27 protein-coding genes are annotated in these 26,416 nt (G+C 59.7%); 16 read left to right on the top strand and 11 right to left on the bottom strand.

Annotation, left to right across the window (positions count from 1 at the left end):
- The first annotated feature begins 205 nt into the window (after positions 1-205).
- The 13 genes from H8F21_RS10980 (at position 206) to H8F21_RS11040 (ending at position 12,572) form a co-directional block, all read left to right on the top strand.
- The gene (locus tag H8F21_RS10980; protein WP_203479786.1) at positions 206-1,477 is read left to right on the top strand and encodes a glutamate-5-semialdehyde dehydrogenase; all 1,272 of its coding nucleotides are present in this window, start codon (positions 206-208) and stop codon (positions 1,475-1,477) included.
- Between the two features lie 31 nt (positions 1,478-1,508).
- Entirely contained in the window at positions 1,509-2,165 is a 657-nt protein-coding gene (nadD, locus tag H8F21_RS10985) for a nicotinate-nucleotide adenylyltransferase (protein ID WP_408004473.1), read from the top strand.
- 45 nt (positions 2,166-2,210) lie between these two features.
- Positions 2,211-2,639, top strand: a complete 429-nt coding sequence (gene rsfS, locus H8F21_RS10990) for a ribosome silencing factor (protein WP_203479787.1) — start codon at positions 2,211-2,213, stop codon at positions 2,637-2,639.
- Between the two features lie 9 nt (positions 2,640-2,648).
- Positions 2,649-3,116: a 23S rRNA (pseudouridine(1915)-N(3))-methyltransferase RlmH gene (rlmH, locus tag H8F21_RS10995; protein WP_136474330.1), complete on the top strand. Its 468-nt coding sequence runs from the start codon at positions 2,649-2,651 to the stop codon at positions 3,114-3,116.
- A gap of 16 nt (positions 3,117-3,132) precedes the next feature.
- The gene (gene mrdA / locus H8F21_RS11000) at positions 3,133-5,022 is read left to right on the top strand and encodes a penicillin-binding protein 2 (RefSeq protein ID WP_203479788.1); all 1,890 of its coding nucleotides are present in this window, start codon (positions 3,133-3,135) and stop codon (positions 5,020-5,022) included.
- 38 nt (positions 5,023-5,060) lie between these two features.
- Positions 5,061-6,164 carry a rod shape-determining protein RodA gene (rodA, locus tag H8F21_RS11005; RefSeq protein WP_203479820.1) on the top strand — a complete coding sequence of 368 codons (1,104 nt, stop codon included), beginning with the start codon at positions 5,061-5,063 and terminating at the stop codon, positions 6,162-6,164.
- 17 nt (positions 6,165-6,181) lie between these two features.
- Positions 6,182-7,192: a lytic murein transglycosylase B gene (mltB, locus tag H8F21_RS11010; protein ID WP_203479789.1), complete on the top strand. Its 1,011-nt coding sequence runs from the start codon at positions 6,182-6,184 to the stop codon at positions 7,190-7,192.
- Positions 7,192-8,190 (top strand): septal ring lytic transglycosylase RlpA family protein, encoded by a 999-nt coding sequence (locus tag H8F21_RS11015; RefSeq protein WP_203479790.1) that lies wholly within the window; start codon positions 7,192-7,194, stop codon positions 8,188-8,190. Before mltB ends, H8F21_RS11015 begins: the two co-directional genes overlap by 1 nt.
- A gap of 134 nt (positions 8,191-8,324) precedes the next feature.
- A complete protein-coding gene (locus tag H8F21_RS11020) occupies positions 8,325-9,485 on the top strand; it encodes a D-alanyl-D-alanine carboxypeptidase family protein (protein ID WP_203479791.1) in 1,161 nt (386 codons plus the stop codon).
- Positions 9,486-9,561: 76 nt separating this feature from the next.
- Positions 9,562-9,834, top strand: a complete 273-nt coding sequence (locus H8F21_RS11025; protein ID WP_038606559.1) for a DUF493 domain-containing protein — start codon at positions 9,562-9,564, stop codon at positions 9,832-9,834.
- Positions 9,834-10,481 (top strand): lipoyl(octanoyl) transferase LipB, encoded by a 648-nt coding sequence (gene lipB, locus H8F21_RS11030; RefSeq protein WP_203479792.1) that lies wholly within the window; start codon positions 9,834-9,836, stop codon positions 10,479-10,481. The genes H8F21_RS11025 and lipB overlap by 1 nt, the downstream gene beginning before the upstream one ends.
- Positions 10,482-10,483: 2 nt before the next feature.
- On the top strand, positions 10,484-11,482 hold the full coding sequence (gene lipA / locus H8F21_RS11035) for a lipoyl synthase (protein ID WP_136474337.1): 999 nt from the start codon (positions 10,484-10,486) through the stop codon (positions 11,480-11,482).
- A 133-nt stretch (positions 11,483-11,615) separates the two neighbouring features.
- Entirely contained in the window at positions 11,616-12,572 is a 957-nt protein-coding gene (locus H8F21_RS11040; RefSeq protein WP_203479793.1) for a S66 peptidase family protein, read from the top strand.
- Between the two features lie 76 nt (positions 12,573-12,648).
- Here H8F21_RS11040 and H8F21_RS11045 read toward each other — a convergent pair whose 3' ends face one another.
- From H8F21_RS11045 to leuS, 5 genes are all read right to left on the bottom strand, one after another.
- Positions 12,649-13,965 (bottom strand): lytic murein transglycosylase, encoded by a 1,317-nt coding sequence (locus tag H8F21_RS11045; RefSeq protein WP_203584332.1) that lies wholly within the window; start codon positions 13,963-13,965, stop codon positions 12,649-12,651.
- 61 nt (positions 13,966-14,026) lie between these two features.
- A complete protein-coding gene (gene arfA / locus H8F21_RS11050; protein WP_136474340.1) occupies positions 14,027-14,182 on the bottom strand; it encodes an alternative ribosome rescue factor ArfA in 156 nt (51 codons plus the stop codon).
- Positions 14,183-14,270: 88 nt separating this feature from the next.
- Positions 14,271-15,308 carry a DNA polymerase III subunit delta gene (gene holA / locus H8F21_RS11055; RefSeq protein WP_136474341.1) on the bottom strand — a complete coding sequence of 346 codons (1,038 nt, stop codon included), beginning with the start codon at positions 15,306-15,308 and terminating at the stop codon, positions 14,271-14,273.
- 36 nt (positions 15,309-15,344) lie between these two features.
- Positions 15,345-15,950 (bottom strand): LPS-assembly lipoprotein LptE, encoded by a 606-nt coding sequence (locus H8F21_RS11060; RefSeq protein WP_203479795.1) that lies wholly within the window; start codon positions 15,948-15,950, stop codon positions 15,345-15,347.
- A gap of 65 nt (positions 15,951-16,015) precedes the next feature.
- Positions 16,016-18,622 (bottom strand): leucine--tRNA ligase, encoded by a 2,607-nt coding sequence (leuS, locus tag H8F21_RS11065; protein WP_203584333.1) that lies wholly within the window; start codon positions 18,620-18,622, stop codon positions 16,016-16,018.
- Between the two features lie 238 nt (positions 18,623-18,860).
- Between leuS and H8F21_RS11070 the strand changes: the two genes are divergently transcribed.
- Both H8F21_RS11070 and H8F21_RS11075 read left to right on the top strand, forming a co-directional pair.
- Complete coding sequence (locus H8F21_RS11070; protein WP_203584334.1) at positions 18,861-19,178, top strand: hypothetical protein; 318 nt, start codon at positions 18,861-18,863, stop codon at positions 19,176-19,178.
- Between the two features lie 120 nt (positions 19,179-19,298).
- Positions 19,299-20,057, top strand: coding sequence for a YdcF family protein (locus H8F21_RS11075; RefSeq protein ID WP_203479798.1), 759 nt, complete (start codon positions 19,299-19,301; stop codon positions 20,055-20,057).
- Here H8F21_RS11075 and lnt read toward each other — a convergent pair.
- The 5 genes from lnt to miaB all read right to left on the bottom strand — a co-directional run bounded on the left by lnt (position 20,054) and on the right by miaB (position 25,365).
- Positions 20,054-21,571, bottom strand: coding sequence for an apolipoprotein N-acyltransferase (gene lnt, locus H8F21_RS11080; protein ID WP_203584335.1), 1,518 nt, complete (start codon positions 21,569-21,571; stop codon positions 20,054-20,056). The genes H8F21_RS11075 and lnt overlap by 4 nt on opposite strands.
- A gap of 8 nt (positions 21,572-21,579) precedes the next feature.
- Positions 21,580-22,419: an HlyC/CorC family transporter gene (locus H8F21_RS11085; RefSeq protein WP_203479800.1), complete on the bottom strand. Its 840-nt coding sequence runs from the start codon at positions 22,417-22,419 to the stop codon at positions 21,580-21,582.
- 5 nt (positions 22,420-22,424) lie between these two features.
- A complete protein-coding gene (gene ybeY, locus H8F21_RS11090; RefSeq protein ID WP_203479801.1) occupies positions 22,425-22,919 on the bottom strand; it encodes an rRNA maturation RNase YbeY in 495 nt (164 codons plus the stop codon).
- On the bottom strand, positions 22,912-23,913 hold the full coding sequence (locus H8F21_RS11095; protein ID WP_203479802.1) for a PhoH family protein: 1,002 nt from the start codon (positions 23,911-23,913) through the stop codon (positions 22,912-22,914). Before H8F21_RS11095 ends, ybeY begins: the two co-directional genes overlap by 8 nt.
- Before the next feature lie 123 nt (positions 23,914-24,036).
- Positions 24,037-25,365 carry a tRNA (N6-isopentenyl adenosine(37)-C2)-methylthiotransferase MiaB gene (gene miaB / locus H8F21_RS11100; protein WP_203479803.1) on the bottom strand — a complete coding sequence of 443 codons (1,329 nt, stop codon included), beginning with the start codon at positions 25,363-25,365 and terminating at the stop codon, positions 24,037-24,039.
- Positions 25,366-25,494: 129 nt separating this feature from the next.
- On the opposite strand from miaB, the gene H8F21_RS11105 reads away from it, so the two are divergent.
- On the top strand, positions 25,495-25,821 hold the full coding sequence (locus H8F21_RS11105; RefSeq protein ID WP_038606593.1) for a DUF1820 family protein: 327 nt from the start codon (positions 25,495-25,497) through the stop codon (positions 25,819-25,821).
- A gap of 9 nt (positions 25,822-25,830) precedes the next feature.
- On the opposite strand, the gene H8F21_RS11110 is transcribed toward H8F21_RS11105, so the two are convergent.
- Positions 25,831-26,379 carry a tetratricopeptide repeat protein gene (locus H8F21_RS11110; protein ID WP_203479804.1) on the bottom strand — a complete coding sequence of 183 codons (549 nt, stop codon included), beginning with the start codon at positions 26,377-26,379 and terminating at the stop codon, positions 25,831-25,833.
- Positions 26,380-26,416 lie beyond the last annotated feature (37 nt).

Genomic DNA, 26,416 nt, shown 5'->3' on the forward strand with positions numbered 1-26,416 from the left:
ATTTCTTCCCGGCTTGGAGCGGGCTTGCCCCGCGATCAACTGCGCAGCGCTCGTACGTCTGACCCCTCGGAGTGATCTCAGGGGCAGGCTGGCTTCTACAGGTTTTGTATAAGTGTTTTCGACCATCCGCCTGTCACCGCTGGGCGTCAGGCGGCGTGACAGTTATACTCAGCCGATTTTCCCCTTCGCCAAGACCACTGAGCCCATGACTGAGTCCGTTCTTGACTACATGACCCGCCTGGGTCGCGCTGCCCGCGAGGCTTCTCGCGTCATTGGCCGTGCCAGCACCGCGCAGAAAAATCGCGCCTTGCAGGCCGCTGCCAATGCGCTGGACGCTGCTCGCGACGAATTGTCCGCTGCCAACGAACTGGATCTGGCCGCTGGTCGCGCCAACGGTTTGGAAGCTGCCATGCTCGAGCGCCTGGCGCTCACCCCTGCGCGTATCGACAGCATGATCGTCGGCTTGCGTCAGGTTGCAAGTCTTCCAGATCCAGTCGGTGCTATTCGTGACATGAGCTACCGGCCATCGGGTATCCAGGTCGGCAAGATGCGCGTACCGCTGGGGGTGATCGGGATCATCTACGAATCACGGCCAAATGTGACCATCGATGCGGCCAGCCTGTGCTTGAAGTCGGGCAATGCCACTATTCTGCGCGGCGGTTCCGAAGCGATTCATTCCAACCGTGCCATTGCTGCCTGCATCCAGCGCGGCCTGGCCGAAGCCGGCCTGCCCGCAGCGGTTGTGCAGGTGGTAGAAACTACCGACCGTGAAGCAGTAGGTGCGCTGATCAGCATGCCTGAGTACATCGATGTGATCGTACCGCGAGGCGGCAAAGGCCTGATCGAGCGGGTCAGCCGTGACGCGCGTGTGCCGGTAATCAAGCATCTGGACGGTATCTGCCACGTCTACGTCGCCGAACATGCCGAGCTGGACAAGGCCCGGCGCATCGCTTTCAACGCCAAGACCTACCGTTATGGTATTTGCGGTGCGATGGAAACCTTGCTGGTCGATCAGCGTGTCGCCGCGAACTTTTTGCCGGAAATGGCGAGTCAATTTCGGGAAAAAGGCGTCGAACTTCGCGGTTGCGAGCGCACGCGCGAAATCATCGAAGCGCTGCCGGCCACTGAAGAAGACTGGAACACTGAATACCTCGCCGCGATCTTGTCGATCCGCGTAGTAGACGGCCTGGACCAGGCGATCGAGCACATCAACCGCTACGGATCGCACCACACCGATTCCATCGTTACCGAACACCAGGGGCAGGCCCGGCGTTTCACTGCCGAGGTCGATTCGTCTTCGGTAATGATCAACACCCCAACCTGCTTTGCAGACGGTTTCGAGTACGGCCTGGGCGCAGAGATCGGTATTTCCACCGATAAACTGCATGCTCGCGGCCCGGTCGGCCTGGAAGGCCTGACTTGCGAAAAATACGTAGTGATCGGAGACGGTCAACTGCGTGGACAGGAGTCGATCTGACTTGGCTGAGCGCAAACCGCTCGCCCCAGTCATGACGATGTCGACCGCCCGGCGCATTGGCGTGCTCGGCGGGACATTCGACCCGGTGCACATCGGTCACCTGCGCAGTGCGCTTGAGGTGGCCGAAGGACTGGCGCTGGACGAGCTGCGGCTGATGCCCAATGCCCGCCCGCCGCACCGCAACACGCCGCAGGTATCGGCGCAGGACCGTTTGGCTATGGTCCGCTGTGCGGTGAAAGGCGTGCCGACATTGTCGGTGGATGCACGCGAACTGGCGCGCGACACGCCGTCGTATACCATCGAGACACTCGAGCTGATGCGTGCTGAACTGGCCGCTACGGATCAACTGTTTCTGCTACTGGGTTGGGATGCATTTTGCGGCCTGCCCAGTTGGCATCGTTGGGAAGAATTGCTGCAACACTGTCACATCCTGGTACTGCAACGCCCGGATGCCGACGTCGAGCCACCGGATGCCCTGCGCAACCTGTTGGCCGCACGCTCAGTCAGTGATCCGCAGGCCCTGGTTGGGCCTGCGGGAAATATTGCATTCGTCTGGCAGACGCCGCTTGCGGTGTCAGCCACGCAGATCCGACAGCTGCTGGCCAGCGGCAAGTCGGTGCGGTTTCTGGTGCCGGACGCAGTACTGGCCTACATCGATGCGCACAACCTGTACCGTGCGCCGAACTGAAGGTGCTGCGAAGCGCCTCACACTATTGAGTTGAAAGAGTTTTATATGACCAAGCAAAAACACAGCGCCGTAAGTGCCGAAGAACTGGTCGAACTGACCAAGGCCGCCCTGGAAGATGTGAAGGCCCAGGATGTTCAGGTTATCGACGTGCGTGACAAGCACAGCCTGACCGACTACATGATCATTGCTACTGGTACCTCCAACCGCCAGATCTCGGCGATGCTGGAAAAGGTCCGCGAGCAGGTCAAGGCCAAGGGCGTCCAGCCGCTGGGCGAAGAAGGCAAGGGCGACAGCGACTGGGTTCTACTCGACCTCAACGACGTTATCGTGCACATGATGACTGCCGCTGCCCGTCAGTTCTATGACCTTGAGCGTCTGTGGATGGGTGCCGAACAAAGCCGCGCCGCCGATGGCAAGCACCACAGCCCGGAAAACACCCACGCCTACTCCGACAATCTCAAAGACCGGGAATAAGGAAGGCTCGTGCGTCTGCGACTTATCGCGGTCGGCTCGCGCATGCCCAAGTGGGTCGAGGACGGTTGGCATGAATATGCCAAGCGCCTGCCCTCGGAGCTTTCGCTTGAGCTGGTGGAAATTGCGCTCAATACCCGGGGCAAAAATGCCGATGTCGCTCGCCTGATTCGTCAGGAGGGTGAGGCTATGCTCGCCAAGGTCCAGCCAGGGGAACGGATTGTCACCCTGGAGGTCCATGGCAAGCCCTGGAGTACCGAGCAACTGGCGGTCGAGCTCGACCGTTGGCGGCTGGACTCACGCACGGTGAACTTTATGGTCGGTGGCCCGGAAGGGCTGGCGCCGGAAGTCTGTGCGCGGGCCGAACAGCGCTGGTCGCTGTCGCCGCTGACCCTGCCGCACCCATTGGTAAGGATACTGATCGGCGAACAGCTGTACCGCGCCTGGACCGTGTTGTCCGGGCACCCTTACCACAAATAGACCTGTAAGCCTTTCAATGACGCAGCCGATTCGCCTCAAGGATCACGAGAAAGACGCCCGTATGGTGCGCAGTCGCGTCGTGGTCGGTGCCGTGGCAATCGTCCTGCTGATCTGCGTACTGATCGCTCGCCTGTATTACCTGCAGGTCATCCAGTACGAGTATCACTCGACCCTGTCGGAAAACAATCGGGTGCATGTGCAGCCGATTCCGCCCACGCGCGGGCTGATTTTCGACCGTAACGGGGTGATCATCGCCGATAACCGACCAAGCTTCAGCTTGAGCATGACCCGCGAGCGTTCCGGCGATTGGCAGCAGGTACTCGATGTGATTGTCGAAGTGCTGGAATTGACCCCGGACGACCGTGCCCTCTTCGAGAAGCGCATGCGTCAGGGGCGTCGGCCGTTCGAGCCGGTACCTATCCTGTTCGAACTCACCGAGGAGCAGATTGCCCGCATTGCGGTCAACCAGTTCCGCCTGCCTGGGGTTGAGGTGGTGGCCCAGTTGGTGCGGCATTACCCTCAGGGTGCGCACTTCGCTCACTCGGTCGGTTATGTCGGGCGAATCAACGAGAAAGAGCTCAAGACCCTTGATCCGGTCAACTACAGCGGCACTCATCACATCGGCAAGACTGGGGTGGAGCGCTTCTACGAGTCTGAGCTGCATGGTCAGGTCGGCTATGAAGAGGTCGAAACCAACGCCCGCGGCCGCGTGTTGCGAGTGCTCAAACGCACGGACCCAATTCCTGGCAAAGACATCGTTCTGAGCCTGGACATCAAGTTGCAGGAAGCCGCCGAAGCTGCACTGGCCGGTCGTCGTGGTGCCATCGTGGCCCTCGATCCGAATACCGGTGAGGTCCTGGCGATGGTCAGCCAGCCAAGCTTCGATCCAAACCTGTTCGTGACTGGCATCAGCTTCAAGGCCTATGCCGAACTGCGCGACTCGATCGATCGACCGCTGTTCAACCGTGTGCTGCGCGGACTGTATCCACCGGGCTCGACGATCAAGCCGGCAGTGGCCATCGCCGGGCTCGACAGCGGCGTGGTCACAGCATCGAGCCGGGTGTTCGACCCTGGCTACTACCAATTGCCCAATTACGATCACAAGTATCGTAACTGGAACCGTAGCGGTGACGGCTGGGTCGATCTCGACACCGCGATCATGCGCTCCAACGACACCTACTTCTACGACCTGGCGCACAAGATGGGCATCGATCGCCTGTCGGCCTACATGAATCGCTTCGGTATTGGTCAGAAGGTCTCGCTGGACATGTTCGAAGAATCACCGGGGCTGATGCCTTCGCGCGAGTGGAAGCGTGCGACCCGTCGTCAGGCCTGGTTCCCGGGCGAAACCCTGATTCTTGGTATCGGCCAGGGCTACATGCAGACCACTCCGTTGCAATTGGCCCAGGCGACTGCGCTGATCGCCAGCAAGGGCAAGTGGCACCGTCCACACCTGGCCAAGACCATCGAGGGTTTGCCGCCTGTGGATGAAAACCCGATGGAAGACATTGTCCTGCGCGACAAGTCCGATTGGAACAAGGTCACCCACGGCATGGAGCAGGTGATGCACGGTGCCCGAGGCACTGCGCGCAAGGCTGCGATCGGTGCGCAGTACCGGATTGCCGGCAAGAGTGGTACCGCCCAGGTGGTAGCGATCAAGCAAGGTGAGAAGTACGACCGCAACAAGCTGCAGGAACGTCACCGCGACCACGCGCTGTTTGTCGGCTTCGCTCCGGCGGAAAACCCCAAGATCGTGGTATCGGTGATGGTTGAGAACGGTGAGTCCGGTTCCGGGGTCGCCGCGCCTGTGGTTCGCCAGGTTCTGGACGCATGGCTGCTTGGCCCCGATGGCCGCCTGAAACCTGAATACGCCAACCCGACCATTGTCCAGGAACCGGCCCCGTGATGAGTAATTTCGATCGCATGCTCTCCAGTGAGGATGTGATGCGCCGTCGCGCCAGCTTCCTTCAGCGCATCCATATCGACGGCCCCTTGCTGATCCTGCTGCTGACCTTGGCGGCTGGCAGCCTGTTCGTCCTTTATTCGGCCAGCGGCAAAAACTGGGATTTGCTACTCAAACAGGCCAGCTCTTTTGGCATCGGCCTGGTCTCGATGTTCGTTATCGCCCAGTTGGAGCCACGATTCATGGCACGTTGGGTGCCGCTGGCGTACATCTGCGGGGTGATCCTGCTGGTGGTTGTCGACGTCATGGGCCATAACGCCATGGGCGCTACGCGCTGGATCAACATTCCCGGGGTAATCCGCTTCCAGCCCTCGGAGTTCATGAAGATCATCATGCCGGCGACCATTGCCTGGTACCTGGCCAAGCGCTCACTGCCGCCGCACCTGAAGCACGTCATGATCAGCCTGATCATGATTGGCGTGCCGTTCATTCTCATCGTGCGTCAGCCTGATCTGGGCACCGCCTTGCTGATTCTCGCTTCAGGCGCTTTTGTACTGTTCATGGGGGGGCTGCGCTGGCGCTGGATTGTCAGCGTAATCGCTGCAGCGGTACCGGTGGCGGTGGCAATGTGGTTTTTCGTCATGCACGACTACCAGAAGCAGCGGGTGCTGACGTTCCTCGATCCGGAAAGCGATCCCCTGGGCACTGGCTGGAACATTATTCAGTCGAAAGCGGCCATCGGCTCGGGTGGGGTGTTTGGCAAAGGTTGGCTGCTGGGTACCCAGTCGCACCTGGACTTTCTCCCGGAAAGCCACACCGACTTCATCATCGCCGTGTTGGGTGAAGAGTTTGGTTTGGTGGGTATCTGTGCGCTGCTGCTCATCTACCTGTTGCTGATCGGTCGTGGCCTGGTTATTACCGCCCAGGCGCAAACCCTCTACGGCAAGCTGCTGGCTGGCAGCTTGACGATGACTTTTTTCGTTTATGTATTCGTCAATATCGGTATGGTCAGTGGCCTGTTGCCGGTTGTGGGCGTGCCGCTGCCCTTCATTAGTTATGGTGGAACTTCGTTGGTGACGCTGCTGTCAGCGTTTGGAGTTTTAATGTCGATCCATACGCATCGCAAATGGATTGCGCAGGTTTGAATAAGGTGAAGAATTAAATGCAAGCAATGCGTGGCTGGGCTGCTCGTTGTATGCCCTGGGTTGGCCTGGTAGGTCTACTCGGTGGTGTCCAGCAAGCGTCGGCCGGGGACTATGACGGATCGCCTCAGGTAGCCGAGTTTGTCGCCCAGATGACTCGCGACTATGGTTTTGCCGATGAACAATTGATCGACGTGTTTCGCGAGGTCAAGCGTAAGCAGTCGATCCTTGATGCCATCTCTCGTCCGGCCGAGCGGGTAAAACCCTGGAAAGACTATCGCCCGATGTTCCTCACCGATGCCCGTGTGGCGCGTGGAGTGGACTTCTGGCGTCAGCACGAGGCGACGCTGGCGCGTGCCGAACAGGAATACGGTGTTCCGGCCCAGGTGATTGTTTCGATTATTGGCGTTGAAACCTTTTTTGGTCGAAACACCGGCAATTACCGCGTAATCGACGCGCTCTCCACCTTGGGCTTCGATTACCCACCGCGTGCCGACTTCTTCCGCAAAGAATTGCGTGAGTACCTGTTGCTGGCCCGTGAAGAGCAGGTCGATCCGCTGACCCTGAAGGGCTCTTACGCCGGTGCCATGGGCTTGCCGCAATTTATGCCGAGCAGCTTTCGCGCCTACGCCGTGGACTTTGATGGCGACGGTCACATTAATATCTGGAACAACCCGGACGACGCCATCGGCAGTGTTGCCAGCTACTTCAAGCGCCATGGATGGGTTGCCGGTGAGCAGGTTGTAAGCCGTGCCACCGCCAGTGGTTCGCGTGTCGATGAGGGGCTGACTCCCGGAATCGAGGCGGTCAAGACAGTTGCAGAGTTGCGGGCACTGGGCTGGTCAAGTCATGATGCGCTGCGCGATGATCTGCCGGTCACCGCTTTCCGGCTTGAAGGTGAGAACGGCCCTGAATACTGGCTGGGCCTGAAAAACTTCTACGCGATCACTCGCTACAACCGCAGCGTAATGTACGCGATGGCGGTACATCAGCTATCGGACCTGCTGGTTCAAGCACGGGGCGCCAAGTAATGCGCGTATTGTTTTCTGATACATCTCTCAAACTGATCGGTTGTGCGGCCCTGGGCCTGATGCTGGCCAGCTGTTCTTCGAGCAAGCCTGCACCGCAAAGCACCAATAATGTGGTGCGCGCCAAGCCGGGCCTGGACATCAACCGTGCCCACAAGGATGGCGCACCGTGGTGGGATGTCGATGTCTCCAAGATCCCGGATGCCACGCCGACTGTGCACACCGGTAACTACAAAGCCAACCCGTACACGGTGCTGGGCAAGACTTACTTCCCGATTCAGGAGTCGCGCAATTACCGCGCCGAAGGTACCGCTTCGTGGTACGGCACCAAGTTCCACGGGCAGAACACCGCCAACGGCGAGGTCTACGACCTCTACGGTATGAGCGCTGCACACAAGACCTTGCCACTGCCTGCATACGTCAAGGTTACCAACCTCGATAACCACCGCAGTGTGGTTTTGCGCGTCAACGATCGTGGGCCGTTCTATTCGGACCGGATCATCGACCTGTCGTATGCCGCCGCGAAAAAGCTCGGTTATGCCGAAACCGGCACAGCGCGAGTGCGCGTCGAGGGCATCGACCCGAAACAATGGTGGGCCCAGCGTGGCCAGCAAGCGCCAATGGTGCTGGACCAGCCGCAGGTTGCGCAAACCCAGGCATTGTCGGCCAGCACGGGCACCGTCGAACAATGGACGCCACCGCCGCAACAACATGCCGCGGCGGTGGTGCCGTTGCAGGTAGCCAGCAACAGCGCCCAGGCCAGTAATGGTCTTTACTTGCAGGTCGGCGCTTTTGCCAACCCGGATGCAGCCGAGTTGTTGCGCTCCAAGTTGAGCGGCATGGTCAGTGCGCCGGTTTTCATCAGCTCGATTGTGCGCAATCAGCAGACCCTGCACCGGGTACGCCTGGGGCCGATCAATAGCCAGGGCGAAGCCCAGCAGATGCAGGACAGTGTGCGTCTGGCCAACCTTGGCCAGCCGAAAGTTGTGACGGCAGACTGACCGGGGGGACTGGTCGGTTTGTCATGCAAGCGGGCAGAACAGCCATGTACAATGGTCGTTTTGCTCGCAAGGCCCAGCGCCTGAAGACATTTTGCCCGTATGGGCATGAGCTCATTAGCCATTTCGAGAGACGGATGAACATAACCAGCTTTGCCAAACGCCTTTGCCTGCTTGTACCGCTGATGATCACACCTGCCGCCTTCGCGGCAGAGCAGATGATGCCGTCGCCGCCGCAACTGGCAGCCAAGTCCTACGTGCTCATGGAAGCTTCCAGCGGTAATATCCTGGTCGAGAACAATGGTGACGAGCGTTTGCCGCCGGCCAGCCTGACCAAGCTGATGACTGCCTACATCGCGACCCTGGATATCCGTCGCGGGCAGATCGGCGAGAACGACCCGGTTACCGTCAGCGAAAACGCTTGGCGTACCGGTGGTTCGCGTATGTTCATCAAGGTCGGCACCCAGGTTAGCGTCAGCGACCTGCTGCACGGCATCATCATTCAGTCGGGTAACGACGCCAGTGTTGCGCTGGCCGAGCACATCGCCGGCAGCGAAGACGCCTTCGCCGACATGATGAACAAGACAGCGGCTGATCTGGGCATGACCAACAGCCACTTCATGAACCCGACTGGCCTGCCAAACCCGGAGCACTACTCGTCGGCACACGACATGGCCGTATTGGCGCGCGCAATCATCCACGAAGACCCAGCCCACTATGCGATCTACTCGCAGAAGGAGTTCTTCTGGAACAACATCAAGCAGCCTAACCGTAACCTGCTGCTGTGGCGCGACAAGACCGTCGACGGCTTGAAAACCGGCCACACCGACGAAGCCGGCTATTGCATGGTGTCTTCGGCGGTACGTGATGGCATGCGTTTGATCGCCGTGGTCTTCGGTACCAACAGCGAGCAGGCTCGTGCTGCCGAAACCCAGAAGCTGCTGACCTATGGCTTCCGTTTCTTCGAAACCCAGACCTTCTACCAGAAGGGCACCGAGCTTGCCCAGGCGCAGGTGTGGAAGGGTGCTGCCAACCAGGTCAAAGCCGGTCTGGCTCAAGACCTGACCATGACTTTGCCTAAAGGCCAATTGAAGAAACTGGCTGCAAGCATGACCATGAACCCACAATTGACCGCGCCCATCGCCAAAGGTGACGTGATCGGTAAAGTGGAAGTCAAACTGGATGACAACGTTGTACACAGCGCTGATCTGATCGCGCTGGACGCTGTTGAGGAAGCTGGTTTCTTCGGCCGTGTGTGGGATAGCATTCGTCTATTCTTCTACGGGCTGTTCAACTGATATCGTGACCTGCCACGCCCCCGCCAACTCACGCGGGGGCGTTGTTGTTGCCACGGCTTACGAGGCCGTTACTGCCATGACTGAAGCTGACAAATCGCACAAAATCGAATTCCCTTGCGCCGATTACCCGATCAAGGTTATCGGTGACACCGTGGTCAATTTCAAAGACACGGTAATTGAAATCCTGAAAAAGTACGCCGAGGTCGATCTCAAGACCCTGGCTGAACGTCAGAGCAAGGAAGGCAAGTACACCACTGTGCAACTGCACATTGTTGCCACTGGCGAAGACCAGTTACACAACATCAATAGCGCCCTGCGTGCCACCGGCATCGTGAAAATGGTGCTCTGATGTCGAAAAGCCTCGGCTTTCGCGATTTGGGATTGTTGCCATACGAGCCGGTGCTTGAGGCCATGCGCCGGTTTACCGATCAGCGTGGCCCGCAAACCGGTGACGAAGTCTGGCTGGTAGAGCATCCGGCGGTGTTTACCCAGGGCCAGGCAGGCAAGTCCGAGCACCTGTTGGTGCCGGGGGATATCCCGGTTGTGCAGACCGATCGTGGTGGCCAGGTGACTTATCATGGCCCTGGCCAGCTGGTGGCTTATTTATTGTTGGATGTTCGCCGGCTCGGGTTTGGCGTGCGTGATCTGGTTTCCCGGATGGAACGCTGCCTGATCGAGTTGCTGGCCAGTTACGACGTCGTGGCAGCGGCCAAGGCCGACGCCCCGGGTGTCTACGTCGATGGAGCCAAGATCGCCTCCCTCGGCCTGCGGATTCGCAATGGCTGTTCTTTTCATGGCCTTGCCTTGAACGTGGACATGGACCTTGCGCCATTCCGCCGGATTAACCCCTGCGGGTATGCGGGGCTGGCAATGACCCAGCTGCGCGACCAGGCAGGCTCGATCGAACTCTCTGAGGTAAGGGCAAGGCTGCGCGGGCAGCTGGTCAAGCACCTCGACTATGCTGAGCAGACGACCCTTACGGGCGGAATCTTCTGAATATGACTACTGTTGTGCAAGAACCAGTGCAAAGCGTGACTCCAGCGCCCCGGCCGAAGGTCGAGGCAGGCGTCAAACTGCGTGGCGCGGAAAAAGTCGCGCGTATCCCGGTAAAGATCATCCCTACTGACGAATTGCCGAAGAAACCTGACTGGATCCGCGTGCGTATCCCGGTTTCGCCGGAAGTCGACCGCATCAAGCAATTGCTTCGCAAGCACAAGCTGCACAGCGTCTGCGAAGAAGCGTCTTGCCCGAACTTGGGTGAGTGTTTCTCCGGCGGCACCGCCACCTTCATGATCATGGGTGACATCTGCACCCGTCGCTGCCCGTTCTGCGACGTTGGCCATGGTCGCCCGAAGCCTTTGGATGTGGATGAGCCGAAAAACCTCGCCGTCGCCATTGCCGACCTGCGCTTGAAGTACGTGGTTATCACTTCGGTGGACCGCGACGACCTGCGTGACGGTGGGGCCCAACACTTTGCCGACTGCATCCGTGAAATTCGCGCGCTGTCGCCGGGTGTCCAGTTGGAAACCCTGGTGCCGGACTATCGTGGTCGCATGGACGTAGCCCTGGCGATCACCGCCGAGACGCCACCGGATGTGTTCAACCACAACCTGGAAACCGTGCCACGTTTGTACAAAGCGGCACGTCCTGGCTCCGACTACCAGTGGTCGCTGACCCTGCTGCAGAAGTTCAAGGAACTGGTACCGCATGTGCCGACCAAGTCTGGCTTGATGCTGGGCCTGGGCGAAACCGACGAAGAAGTGATCGAAGTGATGCAGCGCATGCGCGAGCACAACATCGACATGCTGACGCTGGGCCAGTATCTGCAGCCATCGCGCAGCCACCTGCCGGTACAGCGTTTCGTCCATCCAGACACCTTCGCCTGGTTCGCCGAAGAAGGCCTGAAGATGGGCTTCAAGAACGTCGCTTCCGGTCCTTTGGTACGTTCTTCGTACCATGCCGACCAGCAGGCGCATGAGGCCAAGATCAAGCTCTGATCCCGGCTTTGAACAATGCCGATGCCTGCTTGCGAGCGGCATCGGCATTTTTGTTTGTGGGACTTTTGCGCCTTAAACTCATGAGTGAACCGCGCTAGAGTCGAAGGCCAAATTCAGATAAGGAGCTGTCTGGGTGAACGCTGTTTTAGATCATCAAGCGGATGCGTGTAGGGCTGATTCCAGGCTGCCTGCAGCACTGGCGAGCAATGGCCGTATCGCGATCATTGCCCCGGCGGGGCCGGCCCAGATCGACACGTTGAAAGCCATTCTATGGTTCGAAGCACGCGGCTATCAGTGTCGTATTTATCCCGGCGTGACTGAGGCACAAGGTTATCTTGCCGGCGACGATGCCGTGCGCCTGGCGGACCTGCATGCGGCCTTTGCTGCCGATGATGTCGATGCAATCATCTGCCTGCGCGGTGGCTACGGATGCATGCGCTTGCTCGATAAGCTCGATTACGCATTGCTGCGCAAGCACCCCAAGCCCTTTGTCGGTTATAGCGACATTACTGCATTACACAGTGCAATTGCCCGGCATGCCGGCTTCGTGACCTTTCACGGGGCGATGCTCAAGTCTGAACTGTTGGCAAACAAACAGGCGCCGACGGTGTCCTCACTTTTCGAACAGCTCACCGGGCGTTTGAGGCGGGGTGACAAGCTGGAGCATCCACAGAGCCATCCTTTGACCGCAGTCCTCCCAGGCGCGGCGTCAGGGCGCTTGGTGGGCGGTAATCTGGCGATGCTTAGCGCAACCTTGAACACCCCGGCTGAATTTGATTGCCGGGATGGAATTCTGTTCATCGAGGACGTCAACGAGCCCTTGTACCGCATCGACCGGCTGCTCACCCAATTGCGCCTGGCGGGCAAGTTCGAAGGGCTGCGCGGGGTGCTGGTCGGGGACTTTGCCGGGTTGACCGTGCAGATGCTCACACCGCTATTGCGGGAAATATTCGAGCCTTTGCAGGTTCCTGTGTTGGCGGGATGGCACAGTGGTCATTGCGACCCCAATATCACCCTGCCGCTGGGGGCGCAGGTGTATCTGGACGCGGATCAGCGCTGCTTGCGTCTGAAGCAGGATTTGTTCGCTTGAATGCCATCGCGGGCTAAGCCTGCTCCCGTAGAGGTAGATAACCTCTATAGGAGTGGGCTTGCCCCGCGCTCATGACTCAACGCTGATGCAGGCTTTCCAGCAGCTTATGCGTCGGGTAGCCATCGGCCGGCCAGCCCATTGCCTGCTGAGCGTTGCGGATGGCCTTGCGGGTATTGGCGCCGATGATACCGTCGGCGCTACCGGCGTCGTAGCCTTTGGCGCTAAGCAGCGTCTGTAAGTCGACGCGCTCGCTACGGCTTAGAGGCAGGTCATCCTTGGGCCAACTGCCCGCAATGTAGCCGGAGCCATCGAAGCGCTGGCTAAGCAGGCCGACCGCCATGGCGTACGAAGACGAGTTGTTGTACTTGAGGATGGCGCGGAAGTTATCCAGCACCAGGAACGCCGGGCCGCGATAGCCCGCCGGAAGCAGGAGGGCGGCCGACAACTGTTCGCTACCGGCTGGCAGGGTAGTGCCTACAGGTAGCTTCAGCCCCAGTTGCATCCACTCTGAAACGGTTTTGCGTTGTGCCCCATCGGCCAACCAGTAGTCGAAGCCCGGCGCCAACTGCACTTCAAAGCCCCAGGGCTCACCACGTTTCCAGCCCGAGCTTTGCAGGTAGTGCGCGGTGGAGGCCAGGGCGTCGGCAGAGCTGCTCCAGATATCGCGGCGCCCGTCGCCGTCAAAGTCCACGGCATGGGTGTTATAGGTGGTTGGGATGAACTGGGTTTGTCCCATGGCACCGGCCCATGAGCCTTTCATCGCGTCAGGCTGGATGTCGCCGTTCTGCAGAATCTGCAGTGCGGCAATCAGCTGCGCCTGGGCAAAGGCGGGGCGCCGGCCTTCGTAGGCCAGGGTTGCCAGGGATCGGATCACCGATTTGCTGCCTTGGAACTGGCCGAAGTTGCTTTCCATTCCCCATACCGAGACCAGTACGTTGCGGTCTACGCCATAGCGTTGTTCGATCTGGCCCAGCAGCTCGTCGTTTTTACCCAGCAGGCTTTTGCCGTTGCGTACGCGCAGGGGCGACAACGCGCCGTCGAGGTATTCCCACACGGGCCGGGTAAATTCTGGCTGACTGCGGTCGGCCTTGATCACGTCCATGTCGGGCGTGACGCCGAGGAAGGCGCGGTCAAATGTGCTGGGGTTGATACCCGCCTGCAGGGCTTGCTGACGGAAGCCCGCTTGCCATTGGGCAAAGGTTTGTAACGGTTGAATTTCGGTGCTGGTGTCGACAGCCGGATTCGGCACGGTCACAACCGGTGCCGGCTGGGCAGGGGCCAGCGGTAGCGCATCGGCGGCGGTGGGTTTTTCCGCGCAGGCGACAAGCAGGATGAGGCTGGAGGCAGCAATCAGCTGGCGAGGCTGCCAGCGACGGGAAAGACAAAAGGGCATGCACAGTTCCAGGTATTTCAGGTCAGGTGCCGACCATACCATGCCTGTCGAAATCTTGCTTTTATGCAACCAAAAAGTAAGAAGCCTCCCAATCTCTCGATTGGAAGGCTTCGCGGCGGTAGCTGCCTTTGCCTTTGCCTGGTCGTTCCTGGCGGCTGCGGAACAGAGGCTGGGCGATGATTGATTTGGCCTTGTTGGGCCGGGACTTTTTGCTCATGGCAGAAATCCTTTGGGGGTGGGCTTGGGGGCAATATAGGGGCGAACGTGTTGCGGGGCAAGCCTGCTCCTGCAGGGCAGGAATGATGTCACTCTGCTGGTAGTGGCAAGCGCTGCCCGGCCATCAGTAGCGACAATCGACTCAGGCTGGTCCAGGGGGAGCCTTGGGCCTGGCCTTTGATTTGCGCATCGATGCGCTGGGCATCTTGCAGCAGTTGGCTCCAGCGTTGCGCCGAGTGGCGTTGCAGTGCTTTGCTCATGAGCGGTTTGCGCTTGTCCCAGACCGGCGGTCGAGCCTGGCTGAACGCTTTGTCCAGTGGCACGCCCTGGCTGTATTGCTGGGACAGACCCGCCAGCAGGCGCAGTTCCCGGGCCAGGGCCCAGAGAATCACCGGTGGTTCGACACCTTCGCCGCGCAGGCCTTCGAGCATGCGCAGGGCATGCGCGGCTTCGCCATTGAGAATGGCATCGACAAGACCGAAAACGTCAAAGCGAGCACTGTCGGCCACCGCGGCTTGGACGGTCTCGACGGTGATCTGGTTGCCTTCGGCCAGCAGCTTGAGCTTTTCGATTTCCTGCGCCGCTGCCAGCAGGTTGCCTTCCACCCGCGCCGCAATCAGGTCCACGGCATCACGCTGGGCTGACAGTCCAGCCTGCGCCAGGCGCTGATTGATCCATTGAGGTAACTGCTGGGTGTCTACAGGCCAGATCTGGATGAACTGAACCTGCTGACCCTCGACCAGCGCCTTGCCCCACTTGGTTTTCTGCGCGCTGCCATCAAGCTTGGGCAGGCTGATCAGCAGCAAGGTGTCTTCTGCGGGGCGTGAGCAATACTCGATCAGTGCTGCGGCGCCCTTGTCTCCGGGCTTGCCCGAAGGCAGGCGCAGCTCCAGAAGACGGCGCTGGGCGAACAACGACAAGCTGGCACCGGCCTGGAGCAGGGTGCCCCAGTCGAAGTTGGCGTCGGCACTGAACACCTGGCGCTCATCGAACCCTTGCTGGCGCGCAGCAGCACGCACGGCATCTGCGGCTTCCTGGCACAGCAAAGGATCATCGCCACTGATCACATAGACCGGTGCGAGGTTACCTTGCAGGTGTTTGTTGAGCTGGGCTGGGGCGAGTTTCATGGCGGCAGGCGGGGCACCGAAGTGCCCCGTTCAGACTCAGTTGACGGGCAGTTGCAGTGGCGACTGCTGGGGCGTTTCGTCCTGGGCGCGGCGGGCCGCTTCCAGGGCATCGGCTTCAGCCTTGGCGCGTGCGTCGGCTTCCACTTGCAGTTGGTCCAGCTGGGCTGGGGTCAACAGTTGCAGGCGTACCAGCATGTTCTGCACCAGGTCGCGGCGCATTTCTTCGCGGGTTTGCGAAGCTTCCTGGTCACCACCGGTGATGTTGTTGCCGTCATACACGTAGATCTTGCGCACTTCGAGCTTGTCGTTGAGCAAGTTGGTGTCATTGAGACCATTGATGCTGTAGCTGAGTACTGTTGTCAGCTCATACTCGGCACTTCCCGAACCGCCCGTGTAGGTGGCTGCGCGCTGAGTTTCGGCTTCGTTGGTCAAGACCAGCTTGTACGGTGCGCCAGCGTAGACGTTCACGCCGCTGTTTTTCAGGGCCTGACGCAGTTGGGTCACGGTTTCGCCATAGGCGTTACGCGCGCTTACGTCCAGTTCCTTGATGGTCAGTTCACTGGTGCCAGTACCACGCAGCTGGAAACCGCAGGCGCTGAGCATTACCGCCAGGCCTATTACCAGCAAATTGCGTTTGATCATCTTGTTGCTCCCTTGTGGGCCGATTCTGTGTACCGGCCCGCTGTTCATGCGGGCCGGTTGTCCTGTCAGTTGGCGACGATGTTAACCAGCTTACCCGGTACCACGATGACCTTGCGGATGCTCAGGCCTTCGGTGAAGCGCAGCACGTTTTCGTTGCTGCGGGCAGCGGCTTCGACTTCTTCGCGGCTTGCCGCAGCCGGCATTTCGATTTGACCACGCAGCTTGCCGTTGACCTGGATGACCAGCACGATGCTGTCCTGGACCAAGGCGCTTTCATCCACTGCTGGCCAGCCAGCGTCAATGACTGCACCCTGGTGGCCCAGGCGGTGCCACAGCTCATGGCTGATGTGCGGGGTGATCGGCGCCAGCAGCAAGGCGACGGTTTCCAGACCTTCCTGTACCAGGGCGCGGTCCTGTTCGCTGGCTCGCGGGGCTTTTTCCAGCACGTTCATCAGGGTCATCACCTGGGCGATGGCGGTGTTGAACTTGTGGAATTGACCGACATCGGTGCTGGCCTGCTTGATGGCCGCGTGAATGGCACGGCGAATCACTTTTTGGTCGTCGTCCAGCGCAGCGATATCCAGCTTGTCCGGCAGGCCTTGAGTGACATGGGCCTGAGCCAGGCGCCAGACGCGGCGCAGGAAGCGGTTGGAGCCTTCGACGCCGGAGTCGGACCATTCCAGGCTCATGTCGGGTGGCGACGCGAACATCATGAACAGTCGGCAAGTGTCGGCGCCGTAGGCTTCGATCATCGCCTGCGGGTCAACGCCGTTGTTCTTGGACTTGGACATCTTCTCGGTGCCGCCGATCTCGACAGGCAGGCCGTCGGTTTTCAGGCGGGCGCCGATGATCTTGGCCTTGGCGTCACGTTCTACTTCTACGTCAGCCGGGTTGAACCAGTCCTTGCCGCCGTTGCTGGCGACGCGGTAGTAGGTATCGGCGACGACCATGCCCTGGGTCAACAGGTTCTTGAATGGCTCGTTGGAAGTAACCAGGCCTTCATCACGCATGAGCTTGTGGAAGAAGCGTGCATAGAGCAGGTGCAGGATGGCGTGTTCGATACCACCGATGTACTGGTCTACCGGAAGCCAGTGGTTGGCTGCTTTTGGATCGACCAGGCCGCCCTCGTAGTTTGGCGAGGCGTAGCGAGCGAAGTACCAGGACGACTCGACAAAGGTGTCCATGGTGTCGGTTTCGCGCTTGGCTGGCGTGCCGCATTTCGGGCAGCTGCACTCGTAGAACTCCGGCATGCGTGCCAATGGCGAGCCTGCACCGTCCGGTACCACGTTTTCCGGGAGGATGACCGGCAACTGGTCTTCAGGCACCGGTACATCACCGCAGGATGGGCAGTGGACAATCGGGATCGGGCAGCCCCAGTAGCGCTGGCGGCTGATGCCCCAGTCGCGCAGGCGGAACTGGGTGCGCGACTTGCCCAGCTCTTTCTTGATCAGTGCTACTTCGATGGCGTCGAACGCGCCCGGGAAGTCCAGGCCGTCAAACTCGCCGGAATTGATCAGCACGCCGTGTTCACCACAGGCGGCATCCCACTCGGCAGCCACTTCATCGCCCAGGCTGGTGCGAACCACGGCCTTGAGCGGCAGGTTGTACTTTTTGGCGAACTCGAAATCACGCTCGTCGTGGGCGGGAACAGCCATTACTGCGCCGTCGCCGTAGTGCATGAGTACGTAGTTGGCGACCCATACCGGCAGTTTTTCGCCGGTCAAAGGGTGCTCGACGAACAGCGAAGTGGCCAGGCCCTTCTTCTCTTGGGTGGCGACGTCGGCTTCGGCGACGCTGCCGCTTTTGCATTCATCGATGAAGGCTTGCAACTGCGGGTTGCCCTGAGCAGCTTGGGTAGCCAGAGGGTGCTCGGCGGCAACGGCCACGTAGGTGGCGCCCATCAGGGTGTCCGGACGGGTGGTGAAAACCTTCAGTGCCCCGGCGTGGCCGATGCTGGCCTGATCGTACGGGAACTGTACTTCCATGCCGCGGGACTTGCCGATCCAGTTACGCTGCATGGTCTTGACCTGTTCAGGCCAGCCCGGCAGCTCGTCGAGGCTTTCCAGCAGCTCGTCGGCGTAGTCGGTGATCTTGAAGTAGTACATCGGGATTTCGCGCTTCTCGATCAGCGCGCCCGAACGCCAGCCGCGGCCATCGATTACCTGCTCGTTGGCCAGTACGGTCTGGTCAGCCGGATCCCAGTTCACGGTACCGTTTTTACGGTAGATAACGCCTTTTTCGAACAGGCGGGTGAACAGCCACTGTTCCCAGCGGTAGTAATCAGGTTTGCAGGTGGTGACTTCGCGCGACCAGTCGAAGGCCAGGCCCAGGCTCTTGAGCTGGGTCTTCATGTAGTCGATGTTTTCGTAAGTCCACTTGGCCGGCGCGACGTTGTTTTTCATCGCGGCGTTTTCAGCCGGCATGCCGAAGGCGTCCCAGCCCATTGGTTGCAGGACGTTCTTGCCCAGCATGCGCTGGTAACGGGCAATAACGTCGCCAATGGTGTAGTTGCGCACGTGGCCCATGTGTAGCTTGCCGCTTGGGTACGGGAACATCGATAGGCAGTAGTACGACTCCTTGCCTAGCTGTTCACTGACTTCAAAAGACTTTTGCTCGTCCCAGTACGATTGGGCGGCGGCTTCGATTTCACGGGGCTGATAGAGTTCGTGCATGGCTACTTTGCGCTTAGAGATGGGAGACCTTATCCAGGCAGCGGGAAAACCGCTGCATCGGCAATCCGGTGTCAAAAGGGTGAACGACCTAGCATACATGACCGCCGTCCACCGAGGGAAACCCTGATTGCACTGCCAGAGCCGCTGCGGGCCGTTGGTCGCAGCGATCGGCTGCTTTTGCGAGTGACGCTAAGCTCACTTGTGGGGGGAGATATTTTATCTTCAATGAGGTGAACGGATGGGAGAGTCGCAGTTACAAGCAGCGAAACCTGAGCTTTACGAACGGCTGATCGATCGTTTAGGGCTTGCTCTGGATGTCGCCAGAACCTCCGTTCGGTTACGCGATGAAATGCCTGCTGAATTGGAATTGCGTGGCCTTAGCCGCGCTGAATTCGATGTGATCAAAGCCTATCTGGACTCCCTTCCAGGGGCTAGGCATGGATGCGCTGGCGCACAGCTACCAGCGGAGCCGCCGTCTTCGGCCAGAGTTGTCTGGCTCAAGGACAAGACCCGCTCCACCACGACGGCAAAATCCAGGGCGGCGCAGTTCAAATAGCCGTTCGGATTCCCAGGCGCAATACGGAGTGCGCCCCTTCGAAAACCAGGATGATCGGCATCTGGCTATTGTTGCCAGGTGCCGATCCTCTTAGGCTGCGCACCTCCATGGAGGTGACCTGTGCCTATTCGATACTTGATCAAACAATTGATCCTGCCGCCCGGCGTACTGTTCCTGTTGCTGATCGCAGCCTGGTGGCTGCGCCGGTCCTGGCCGCGGTTGTCTGCGCTGTGCTTTGTTCTGGGGTTGGGTGGCTTGTGGGTCATGAGCCTGCCGATCGTCGTCGAGCGTTCCGCGCGTCTACTGGAAACCGAGCCTGCCTTGAGCCAGGAGCAGTGGGCGAGCCTGGCTGAGCATGCCGATGCCATTGTCGTTCTTGGCGCGGGACGAGAGCGTGGCGATCCCGCCTGGGGCAGTGACCAGCCTACTGGGGTTGCCATGGAGCGTATGCGCTATGCCGCGCAGTTGGCCAAGGCGTCGGGTTTGCCATTGCTGACCAGCGGTGGTTTGCACTACGGCACCCCGCCCAGCGAGGCGCAACTGATGGCCGAGGCGCTGCAGCGCGACCTGGGCGTGAGTGTGCGCTGGAAGGAGGAGGGCAGCCGTACTACGTGGGAGAATGCGCAGATGAGCGCAGGGATTCTGTTGCCCCAAGGTATAAAACGGGTGGTTGTCGTGACCCAGGCCTGGCACATGCAGCGTTCGCGCTGGAGTTTCGAGCAGGCGGGGTTTGCGGTGGTGCCGGCACCGGTCGGCTTCCTGGGGCGCGATCATGCCCGACCATTTGGCGGTTGGCTGCCGGAAAGCAAGGCGATGTGGCAGAACGGCCAACTGCTTAATGAAGCAGTCGGCCTGCTCGGGTATCGGCTGTTCTACTAGACGGTCTTGGCGATCCGGCTGGCCAGCAGGGCCCAGCCCAGCAGCAGCACGCTGACTATCACCAGGGGCCATGAGCGCCACTGCAGATACGGCGTAAGTTGCTGCATTGGAACCACTTCACCGTAGAGGATGCCGCGTTCAAACTGCGGAATCTGCGCGGTGATGCGCCCGAATGGATCGATCAGGCCGGTGACGCCGTTGTTGGTGGCACGAATCATCCAGCGGCCTGCCTCCAGCGCGCGCATCTGCGCCATCTGTAAATGCTGCAGCGGGCCGATCGAGGTGCCGAACCAGGTGTCGTTGCTGATGGTCAGGAGGATATCGCTACGGGCTGCAAGGCTTGCGGCGAACTCCGGGTAGACCACTTCGTAGCAAATGTACGGTGCGATCTGATAACCCTTGGCCTGTAGCAGTGGCTGGTCTTCAGGGCCGCGGGCGAAGTCCGACATGGGCAGGTCGAAGAAAGCGATCACACCACGAAGCATGTCCTGCAGCGGCACGTACTCACCGAACGGCACCAACTTCTGCTTGAGGTAGGTACCGTCGCCTTCACCGGTAACGGTGATGCCGTTGTAGTAGCGGCGCTGCTGATGCACCACTTCCCTTATCGGCACGCCGGTGATCAGCGCTGAGTGACGGTCGGCTGCGAAGCTGCCCATCATGTCCAGGTAGCCCTGGGCCTGGTCCTTGAGAATCGGTACGGCGGTTTCCGGCCAGACCAGCAAATCGACAGGCTTGGAGCTGAAGCTCATGTCCCGGTACAGCGCCAATTGGGCGTTGACGTGCTCGGGGTTCCATTTCAGTTCTTGCTCGACATTACCTTGCAGGGCCGCAACCGTCAGGGGCTTGCCGGCCGGCTGAGTCCAGGCGTGGTCTTTGAGCGCCAGGCCCGCACCCCAAGGTGCTAGCAGCAGAACGATGGCCACCGCCAGGAACGATTTGCGTGCACGCAAGCGCGGCAGGTTGCAAAGCAGTGCAGCGGTCAGCGCCAGGCAGAAGGAAATCAGCCACATGCCACCTACTGGCGCCAGGCCAGACAACGGTCCGTCGAGTTGGCTGTAACCGGAATAGAGCCATGGGAAACCGGTAAGGAACCAGCCGCGAAACGCTTCCTGGCCCACCCACAAAGCGGCGAAGCACAAAGCATCGGCCAGGGGGGCTTCATTGCGGCGCAGCCAGCGCGCCCAGATCCAGGCTGGCAGGGCGAAAAACCAGGCTATTGCAGCAAAGAATGCTACGAGTAGGCCGATCGCCAGAATTGGCGTCGCACCCCCGTAGGTGTTGATGCTGACATAGATCCAGCTGGTTCCGGCGGCGTACAGGCCGAAGCCGAAGCACCAACCACGGCCCAGGGCCTGACGTGGCGTCAGCTCGCGCAAGCCGAGGTAGAAGAGTCCGGCCGCCAGCAGTGCCAGCGCCCAGATATCGAACGGCGCCAAGGCCAGTGTGGTGATTGCACCGGCCGCCACGGCCAGCAGGTTACCGGGCCAGCCGGGGCGGGTGATCCAGCGCATGGTTGTCCTTAACGGGTGATAGGTGTCAGTCGCAGCAGGTGTATCCGGCGGCTATCGGCATTGAGAATGCGGAAGCGGTACGGCCCGATTTCGGTGGTTTCGTTGCGTTTGGGCAAGTGGCCGAAAGCGCTCATCACCAAGCCGCCCACGGTGTCGAACTCATCGTCGGAAAACTGGCTGTCGAAAAACTCGTTGAAGTTCTCGATCGGGGTCAGCGCCTTGATCAGGAAGTCGCCACTGGGCAGCGGCTTGATGTAGCTGTCTTCCTCGACGTCGTGCTCGTCTTCGATGTCGCCGACGATTTGCTCAAGCACGTCTTCGATGGTGACCAGGCCTGCCACACCACCGTATTCGTCGATGACGATGGCCATGTGGTTATGGTTGGCGCGGAACTCGCGCAGCAGCACGTTTAGGCGCTTGGACTCGGGCACGAAGGTGGCCGGGCGCAGGAGATCCTTGATGTTGAAGCTGTCGCCGTTTTCCTTGAGGATCAACGGCAGCAAGTCTTTGGCCAGCAGTACGCCAAGGACGTCATCATGGCTCTCACCCACAACCGGGTAGCGCGAGTGCGCGGCGTCGATGATCGCCGGAAGAAACTCGCGGGGCGACTGAGTGGCCTTGATGCTGATCATCTGCGAGCGCGGAACCATAATGTCGCGAACTTGCAGGTCGGCCACCTGAATGGCGCCCTCAACGATGGTCAGTGCCTCGCTGTCTAGCAGTTTGTTCTGGTGGGCTTCGCGCAGCAGCTCAAGCAGCTCCTGGCGGTTTTTCGGCTCATGGGCAAAAGCCTGGGTCAGTTTGCCCAGCCAGGACTTTTGCCCGTTGCTCGATCGATCTTCGCTCATGGCGGTTACTCGTGATCCTTGCAGATATCAGTGTGGGGTGCGTCGTGTTCGTCGTCGGCGTAGGGGTCCGGATGACCCAATTGCGCAAGCAACTCTCGTTCCAGTGCTTCCATTTCCTCGGCCTCATCGTCATCGATGTGGTCGTAGCCCAGCAGGTGCAGGCAACCATGGATAACCAGGTGCGCCCAGTGGGCCTCGAGGGATTTACCTTGCTCGCTGGCCTCGCGCTCGACCACGGCGATACAGATCACCAGGTCGCCGAGCAGAGGAATGTCGAGCATGTCATCAGGAACATCGGCGGGGAAGGACAGTACGTTAGTGGCGTAGTCCTTATGCCGATAGGTGTGATTAAGCTCACGCGCTTCGGTTTCGTCCACCAGGCGAATGGTCATTTCCGAATCGGCAGTACGCTGGCGCAGGGCCAGTTCGCACCAACGCCGGAACTGTTCTTCGCTCGGGTGTGGAGCATCGCTTGCCAGCTGAAGATCGAGCTCAAGCATCGCGTTTGTTGCCTTCGCTGATGTCCTGTTGACGGCTGTCAAAGCGCTCGTAGGCTTCAACGATACGCTGCACCAATGGGTGGCGAACCACATCTTTGGGCTGGAAGTGGGTGAAACTGATACCCGGAACGCCCTTGAGCACGTCGATTACATGCGACAGGCCCGACTTGGTGCCACGAGGCAGGTCGACTTGGGTGATGTCACCGGTGATTACCGCCGTGGAGCCGAAACCGATACGCGTGAGGAACATTTTCATCTGCTCGACGGTGGTGTTCTGGCTTTCGTCGAGAATGATGAAACTGTTATTCAGGGTGCGGCCGCGCATGTAGGCCAGCGGGGCAATTTCGATTACCTGGCGCTCAATCAACTTGGCGACATGCTCGAAGCCGAGCATTTCGTAGAGTGCATCGTAGAGCGGGCGCAGGTACGGGTCGATTTTTTGCGCCAGATCGCCAGGCAGGAAGCCAAGCTTTTCGCCCGCCTCGACCGCTGGGCGTACCAGCAGGATGCGACGTACTTGCTCGCGCTCCAGGGCATCGACTGCGCAGGCTACTGCCAGGTAGGTTTTGCCGGTACCTGCAGGGCCAATGCCGAAGTTGATGTCGTTGCCGAGAATTTCCTTCACATAGAGCTGCTGATTGAGCCCGCGTGGACGAATCATGCCCTTGCGCGTGCGCAGGGAAACACTGACTTCGTTGACGGCCGGGTTTTCCAGCTCCTGCACCGCAGATTCCTGCAGGAACAGGTGAACCATTTCTGGAGACAGCTCAGTGGCCTTGGTCTCGCGATAGAGACGGCGCAGCAGCTGTTCAGCCGAGGAGGTGTGTTTAGGCTCGCCGATCAATTCAAATTGATTGCCGCGGTTGCGGATCTCGATGGCCAGGCGCTGTTCAATCAAGCGCAAATGCTCGTCGAACTGCCCGCACAAATTGGCGAAGCGATGGGCCTCGAAAGGTTCGAGGATGAAACGATGAGGTTCTATGGGTGCGTTCAAGGTCGTTTTTTAGCCGCCCAACGGCAATGGAGATGAACTCAAGGATAACCTTAGCCGCTGCAGGGCGAAAGCGCTGAAACGATCAAGGGTCACCGGGCCTGTATTCAGGCCCGGCAGGACAGCTTATTGCGCCAGCGAGCCGAACAGCGAATGCGGGCGAGCGTCGTCGATGTGGATGTCAACGAACTGGCCGATCAGCTTGGGATTGTCGCAGCGGAAGTTGACGATGCGGTTATTCTCGGTGCGCCCCTGCAGTTGGCCCGGGTCGCGACGGGAGTAATCGGTAACCAGAATGCGCTGTACGGTGCCGACCATTTGTCGGCTGATTTCGAAGCCTTGGGTGTCGAGGCGATGCTGCAAGGCTTTGAGCCGTTCCTTTTTCACCTCTTCCGGTGTTTCGTCGGGCAAGTCCGATGCCGGGGTTCCTGGGCGCGGGCTGTAGACAAAGGAGTAGGAGAAATCGAAGCCGACATCGGCGACCAGTTTCATGGTCTGCTCGAATTCTTTCTCGGTTTCGCCTGGGAAGCCGACGATGAAGTCGGAGCTGATGCAAATACCGGGTACGGCGGCCTTGAGCTTGCGCAGCTTGGACTTGTACTCAAGCACCGTGTGGTTGCGCTTCATTGCCGCCAATACGCGGTCGGCACCTGATTGCACAGGCAGGTGCAGGTGCTTGACCAGTTCAGGTACTTCGGCGTGGGCCTGGATCAGGCTGTCGGAAAATTCCAGCGGATGGGAGGTGGTGTAGCGGATGCGGTCGATGCCATCGACAGCTGCCACCACCCTGATCAGCTCAGCCAGGTCTGCCAGGCGACCGTCGTGGGTCTGGCCGCGGTAGCCATTGACGTTTTGCCCCAGCAGCGTGACTTCGCGAACGCCGTTCTCGGCCAGGTGAATCACTTCGGACAGTACATCGTCGAATGGTCGGCTGACTTCTTCACCGCGTGTGTACGGCACCACGCAGAAGGTGCAGTACTTGCTGCAGCCTTCCATTACCGAGACATAGGCAGTAGGGCCGTCGATACGGGGCTCGGGCAAATGGTCGAATTTTTCGATCTCTGGGAACGACACGTCAACCTGAGGCAGGCGCGTAGTGCGAGCGGCGTCGATCATTTCTGGCAGGCGATGCAGGGTTTGCGGGCCGAATACCACGTCGACATACGGCGCACGCTTGCGGATCGATTCGCCTTCCTGGCTGGCGACGCAGCCGCCGACGGCAATGACCATGTCCGGCTTTTCTTCTTTCAGTTCGCGCCAGCGGCCCAGCTGAGAGTAGACCCGGTCTTGGGCGCGCTCGCGAATCGAGCAGGTATTGAGCAGGATCACGTCGGCATCTTCGGCGCGTGCAGTGACCTCCAGGGCTTGATGTTCACCCAGCAGGTCGATCATGCGCGAGCTGTCGTACTCGTTCATTTGGCAACCGTGGGTTTCGATATAAAGCTTCTTGGCCATGGGAGATCATCAGGTAATTCGAAGAACCGCACATTATAAGGGGGTAGGGTGGCGGTTCCTAGCATTGTCGGTCTGGGGGCTATGTTATAGTTTGCCCATTCTTTACAACCTATGACTGTTCCCGCCTAAATGACCAAGCGCGAAGCTCCTATCTACAAAGTGATCTTTCTCAACCAGGGCCAGGTATTCGAGATGTATGCCAAGCAGATCTATCAGAGCGATCTGTGGGGTTTCCTGGAAATAGAGGAATTTGTTTTCGGCGAGCGTACTCAGGTCGTGGTCGATCCAAGCGAAGAAAAGCTCAAGGCCCAATTCGAAGGCGTGGTTCGCAGCTTTGTGCCGATGCACTCGATCGTGCGCATTGATGAAGTCGAGCGCCTGGGTACACCGAAGATCAGCGAAGCCCGTGGCGTCAGCAATGTGATGCCGTTTCCGATGCCAATGCCGGAAAAGTAAGACCCGGTTTCAGGGGAGTGGCGAGAAGGGCGTGCGTCCTTCGGCAGTCTGCAGTTCCAGCAGGTACTTGCGGAAAATCTGGCCCAGCACCTGGGTTGCCACTTCCAGATCCTCGCGGGGCATTTGCTCCGAGACTTCGTCGGCCAGGTCCAGTGCATCTTCTGCGCCGTTGACAGCCGCCATCTTCAGCACGATGTACGCCTGTACGTTGTTGGCGGCAACGCCTTCACCTTTGAAAAACATGCTGCCCAAGCGGTACTGGGCCTCGGCATGACCTTGCAATGAGGCTTGCTCGAAGTAGCTCAGGGCTTGCTTGAGGTCGCGCGGCGTGTTGGTGCCCTCGTAATAGAACTCGCCCAGTTCGTATTGAGCTTGAGCATCACCGTCGTGCGCAGCCTGCTGGCAGGTGGCCAGGGCTTGAGGCAGATCTTCAGGCTGGGAATTGAGGGTGCAGCGACCCGTAGCCGGAATCAGCAACGAGTTACCGCCTGCGAAGGCCAGCAGGGGCTGAAGAAGCAACAGGCAGCCCAGGGCGAGGGCGCGGCCGGTGCGGTTCATGGGGATCGACTTACCTCTGCAAAGCTGCGGCCAAAGT

It is taken from the genome of Pseudomonas arcuscaelestis, assembly GCF_016881005.1.
In the GTDB taxonomy this organism is placed as follows: domain Bacteria; phylum Pseudomonadota; class Gammaproteobacteria; order Pseudomonadales; family Pseudomonadaceae; genus Aquipseudomonas; species Aquipseudomonas arcuscaelestis.

Excerpts from the sequence above, each read along its gene's own strand:
- mrdA (WP_203479788.1), top strand. The coding sequence starts at position 3,133 with ATGACGCAGCCGATTCGCCTCAAGGATCACGAGAAAGACGCCCGTATG.
- lipB (WP_203479792.1), top strand. The coding sequence starts at position 9,834 with ATGTCGAAAAGCCTCGGCTTTCGCGATTTGGGATTGTTGCCATACGAG.
- H8F21_RS11045 (WP_203584332.1), bottom strand. The coding sequence starts at position 13,965 with ATGCCCTTTTGTCTTTCCCGTCGCTGGCAGCCTCGCCAGCTGATTGCT.
- leuS (WP_203584333.1), bottom strand. The coding sequence starts at position 18,622 with ATGCACGAACTCTATCAGCCCCGTGAAATCGAAGCCGCCGCCCAATCG.
- mltB (WP_203479789.1), top strand. The coding sequence starts at position 6,182 with ATGCAAGCAATGCGTGGCTGGGCTGCTCGTTGTATGCCCTGGGTTGGC.
- H8F21_RS11015 (WP_203479790.1), top strand. The coding sequence starts at position 7,192 with ATGCGCGTATTGTTTTCTGATACATCTCTCAAACTGATCGGTTGTGCG.
- H8F21_RS11105 (WP_038606593.1), top strand. The coding sequence starts at position 25,495 with ATGACCAAGCGCGAAGCTCCTATCTACAAAGTGATCTTTCTCAACCAG.
- ybeY (WP_203479801.1), bottom strand. The coding sequence starts at position 22,919 with ATGCTTGAGCTCGATCTTCAGCTGGCAAGCGATGCTCCACACCCGAGC.
- H8F21_RS11085 (WP_203479800.1), bottom strand. The coding sequence starts at position 22,419 with ATGAGCGAAGATCGATCGAGCAACGGGCAAAAGTCCTGGCTGGGCAAA.
- H8F21_RS10980 (WP_203479786.1), top strand. The coding sequence starts at position 206 with ATGACTGAGTCCGTTCTTGACTACATGACCCGCCTGGGTCGCGCTGCC.
- H8F21_RS11060 (WP_203479795.1), bottom strand. The coding sequence starts at position 15,950 with ATGATCAAACGCAATTTGCTGGTAATAGGCCTGGCGGTAATGCTCAGC.
- H8F21_RS11025 (WP_038606559.1), top strand. The coding sequence starts at position 9,562 with ATGACTGAAGCTGACAAATCGCACAAAATCGAATTCCCTTGCGCCGAT.
- lnt (WP_203584335.1), bottom strand. The coding sequence starts at position 21,571 with ATGCGCTGGATCACCCGCCCCGGCTGGCCCGGTAACCTGCTGGCCGTG.
- rodA (WP_203479820.1), top strand. The coding sequence starts at position 5,061 with ATGCGCCGTCGCGCCAGCTTCCTTCAGCGCATCCATATCGACGGCCCC.
- H8F21_RS11110 (WP_203479804.1), bottom strand. The coding sequence starts at position 26,379 with ATGAACCGCACCGGCCGCGCCCTCGCCCTGGGCTGCCTGTTGCTTCTT.
- arfA (WP_136474340.1), bottom strand. The coding sequence starts at position 14,182 with ATGAGCAAAAAGTCCCGGCCCAACAAGGCCAAATCAATCATCGCCCAG.
- rsfS (WP_203479787.1), top strand. The coding sequence starts at position 2,211 with ATGACCAAGCAAAAACACAGCGCCGTAAGTGCCGAAGAACTGGTCGAA.
- holA (WP_136474341.1), bottom strand. The coding sequence starts at position 15,308 with ATGAAACTCGCCCCAGCCCAGCTCAACAAACACCTGCAAGGTAACCTC.
- nadD (WP_408004473.1), top strand. The coding sequence starts at position 1,509 with ATGACGATGTCGACCGCCCGGCGCATTGGCGTGCTCGGCGGGACATTC.
- H8F21_RS11020 (WP_203479791.1), top strand. The coding sequence starts at position 8,325 with ATGAACATAACCAGCTTTGCCAAACGCCTTTGCCTGCTTGTACCGCTG.
- miaB (WP_203479803.1), bottom strand. The coding sequence starts at position 25,365 with ATGGCCAAGAAGCTTTATATCGAAACCCACGGTTGCCAAATGAACGAG.
- H8F21_RS11070 (WP_203584334.1), top strand. The coding sequence starts at position 18,861 with ATGGGAGAGTCGCAGTTACAAGCAGCGAAACCTGAGCTTTACGAACGG.
- lipA (WP_136474337.1), top strand. The coding sequence starts at position 10,484 with ATGACTACTGTTGTGCAAGAACCAGTGCAAAGCGTGACTCCAGCGCCC.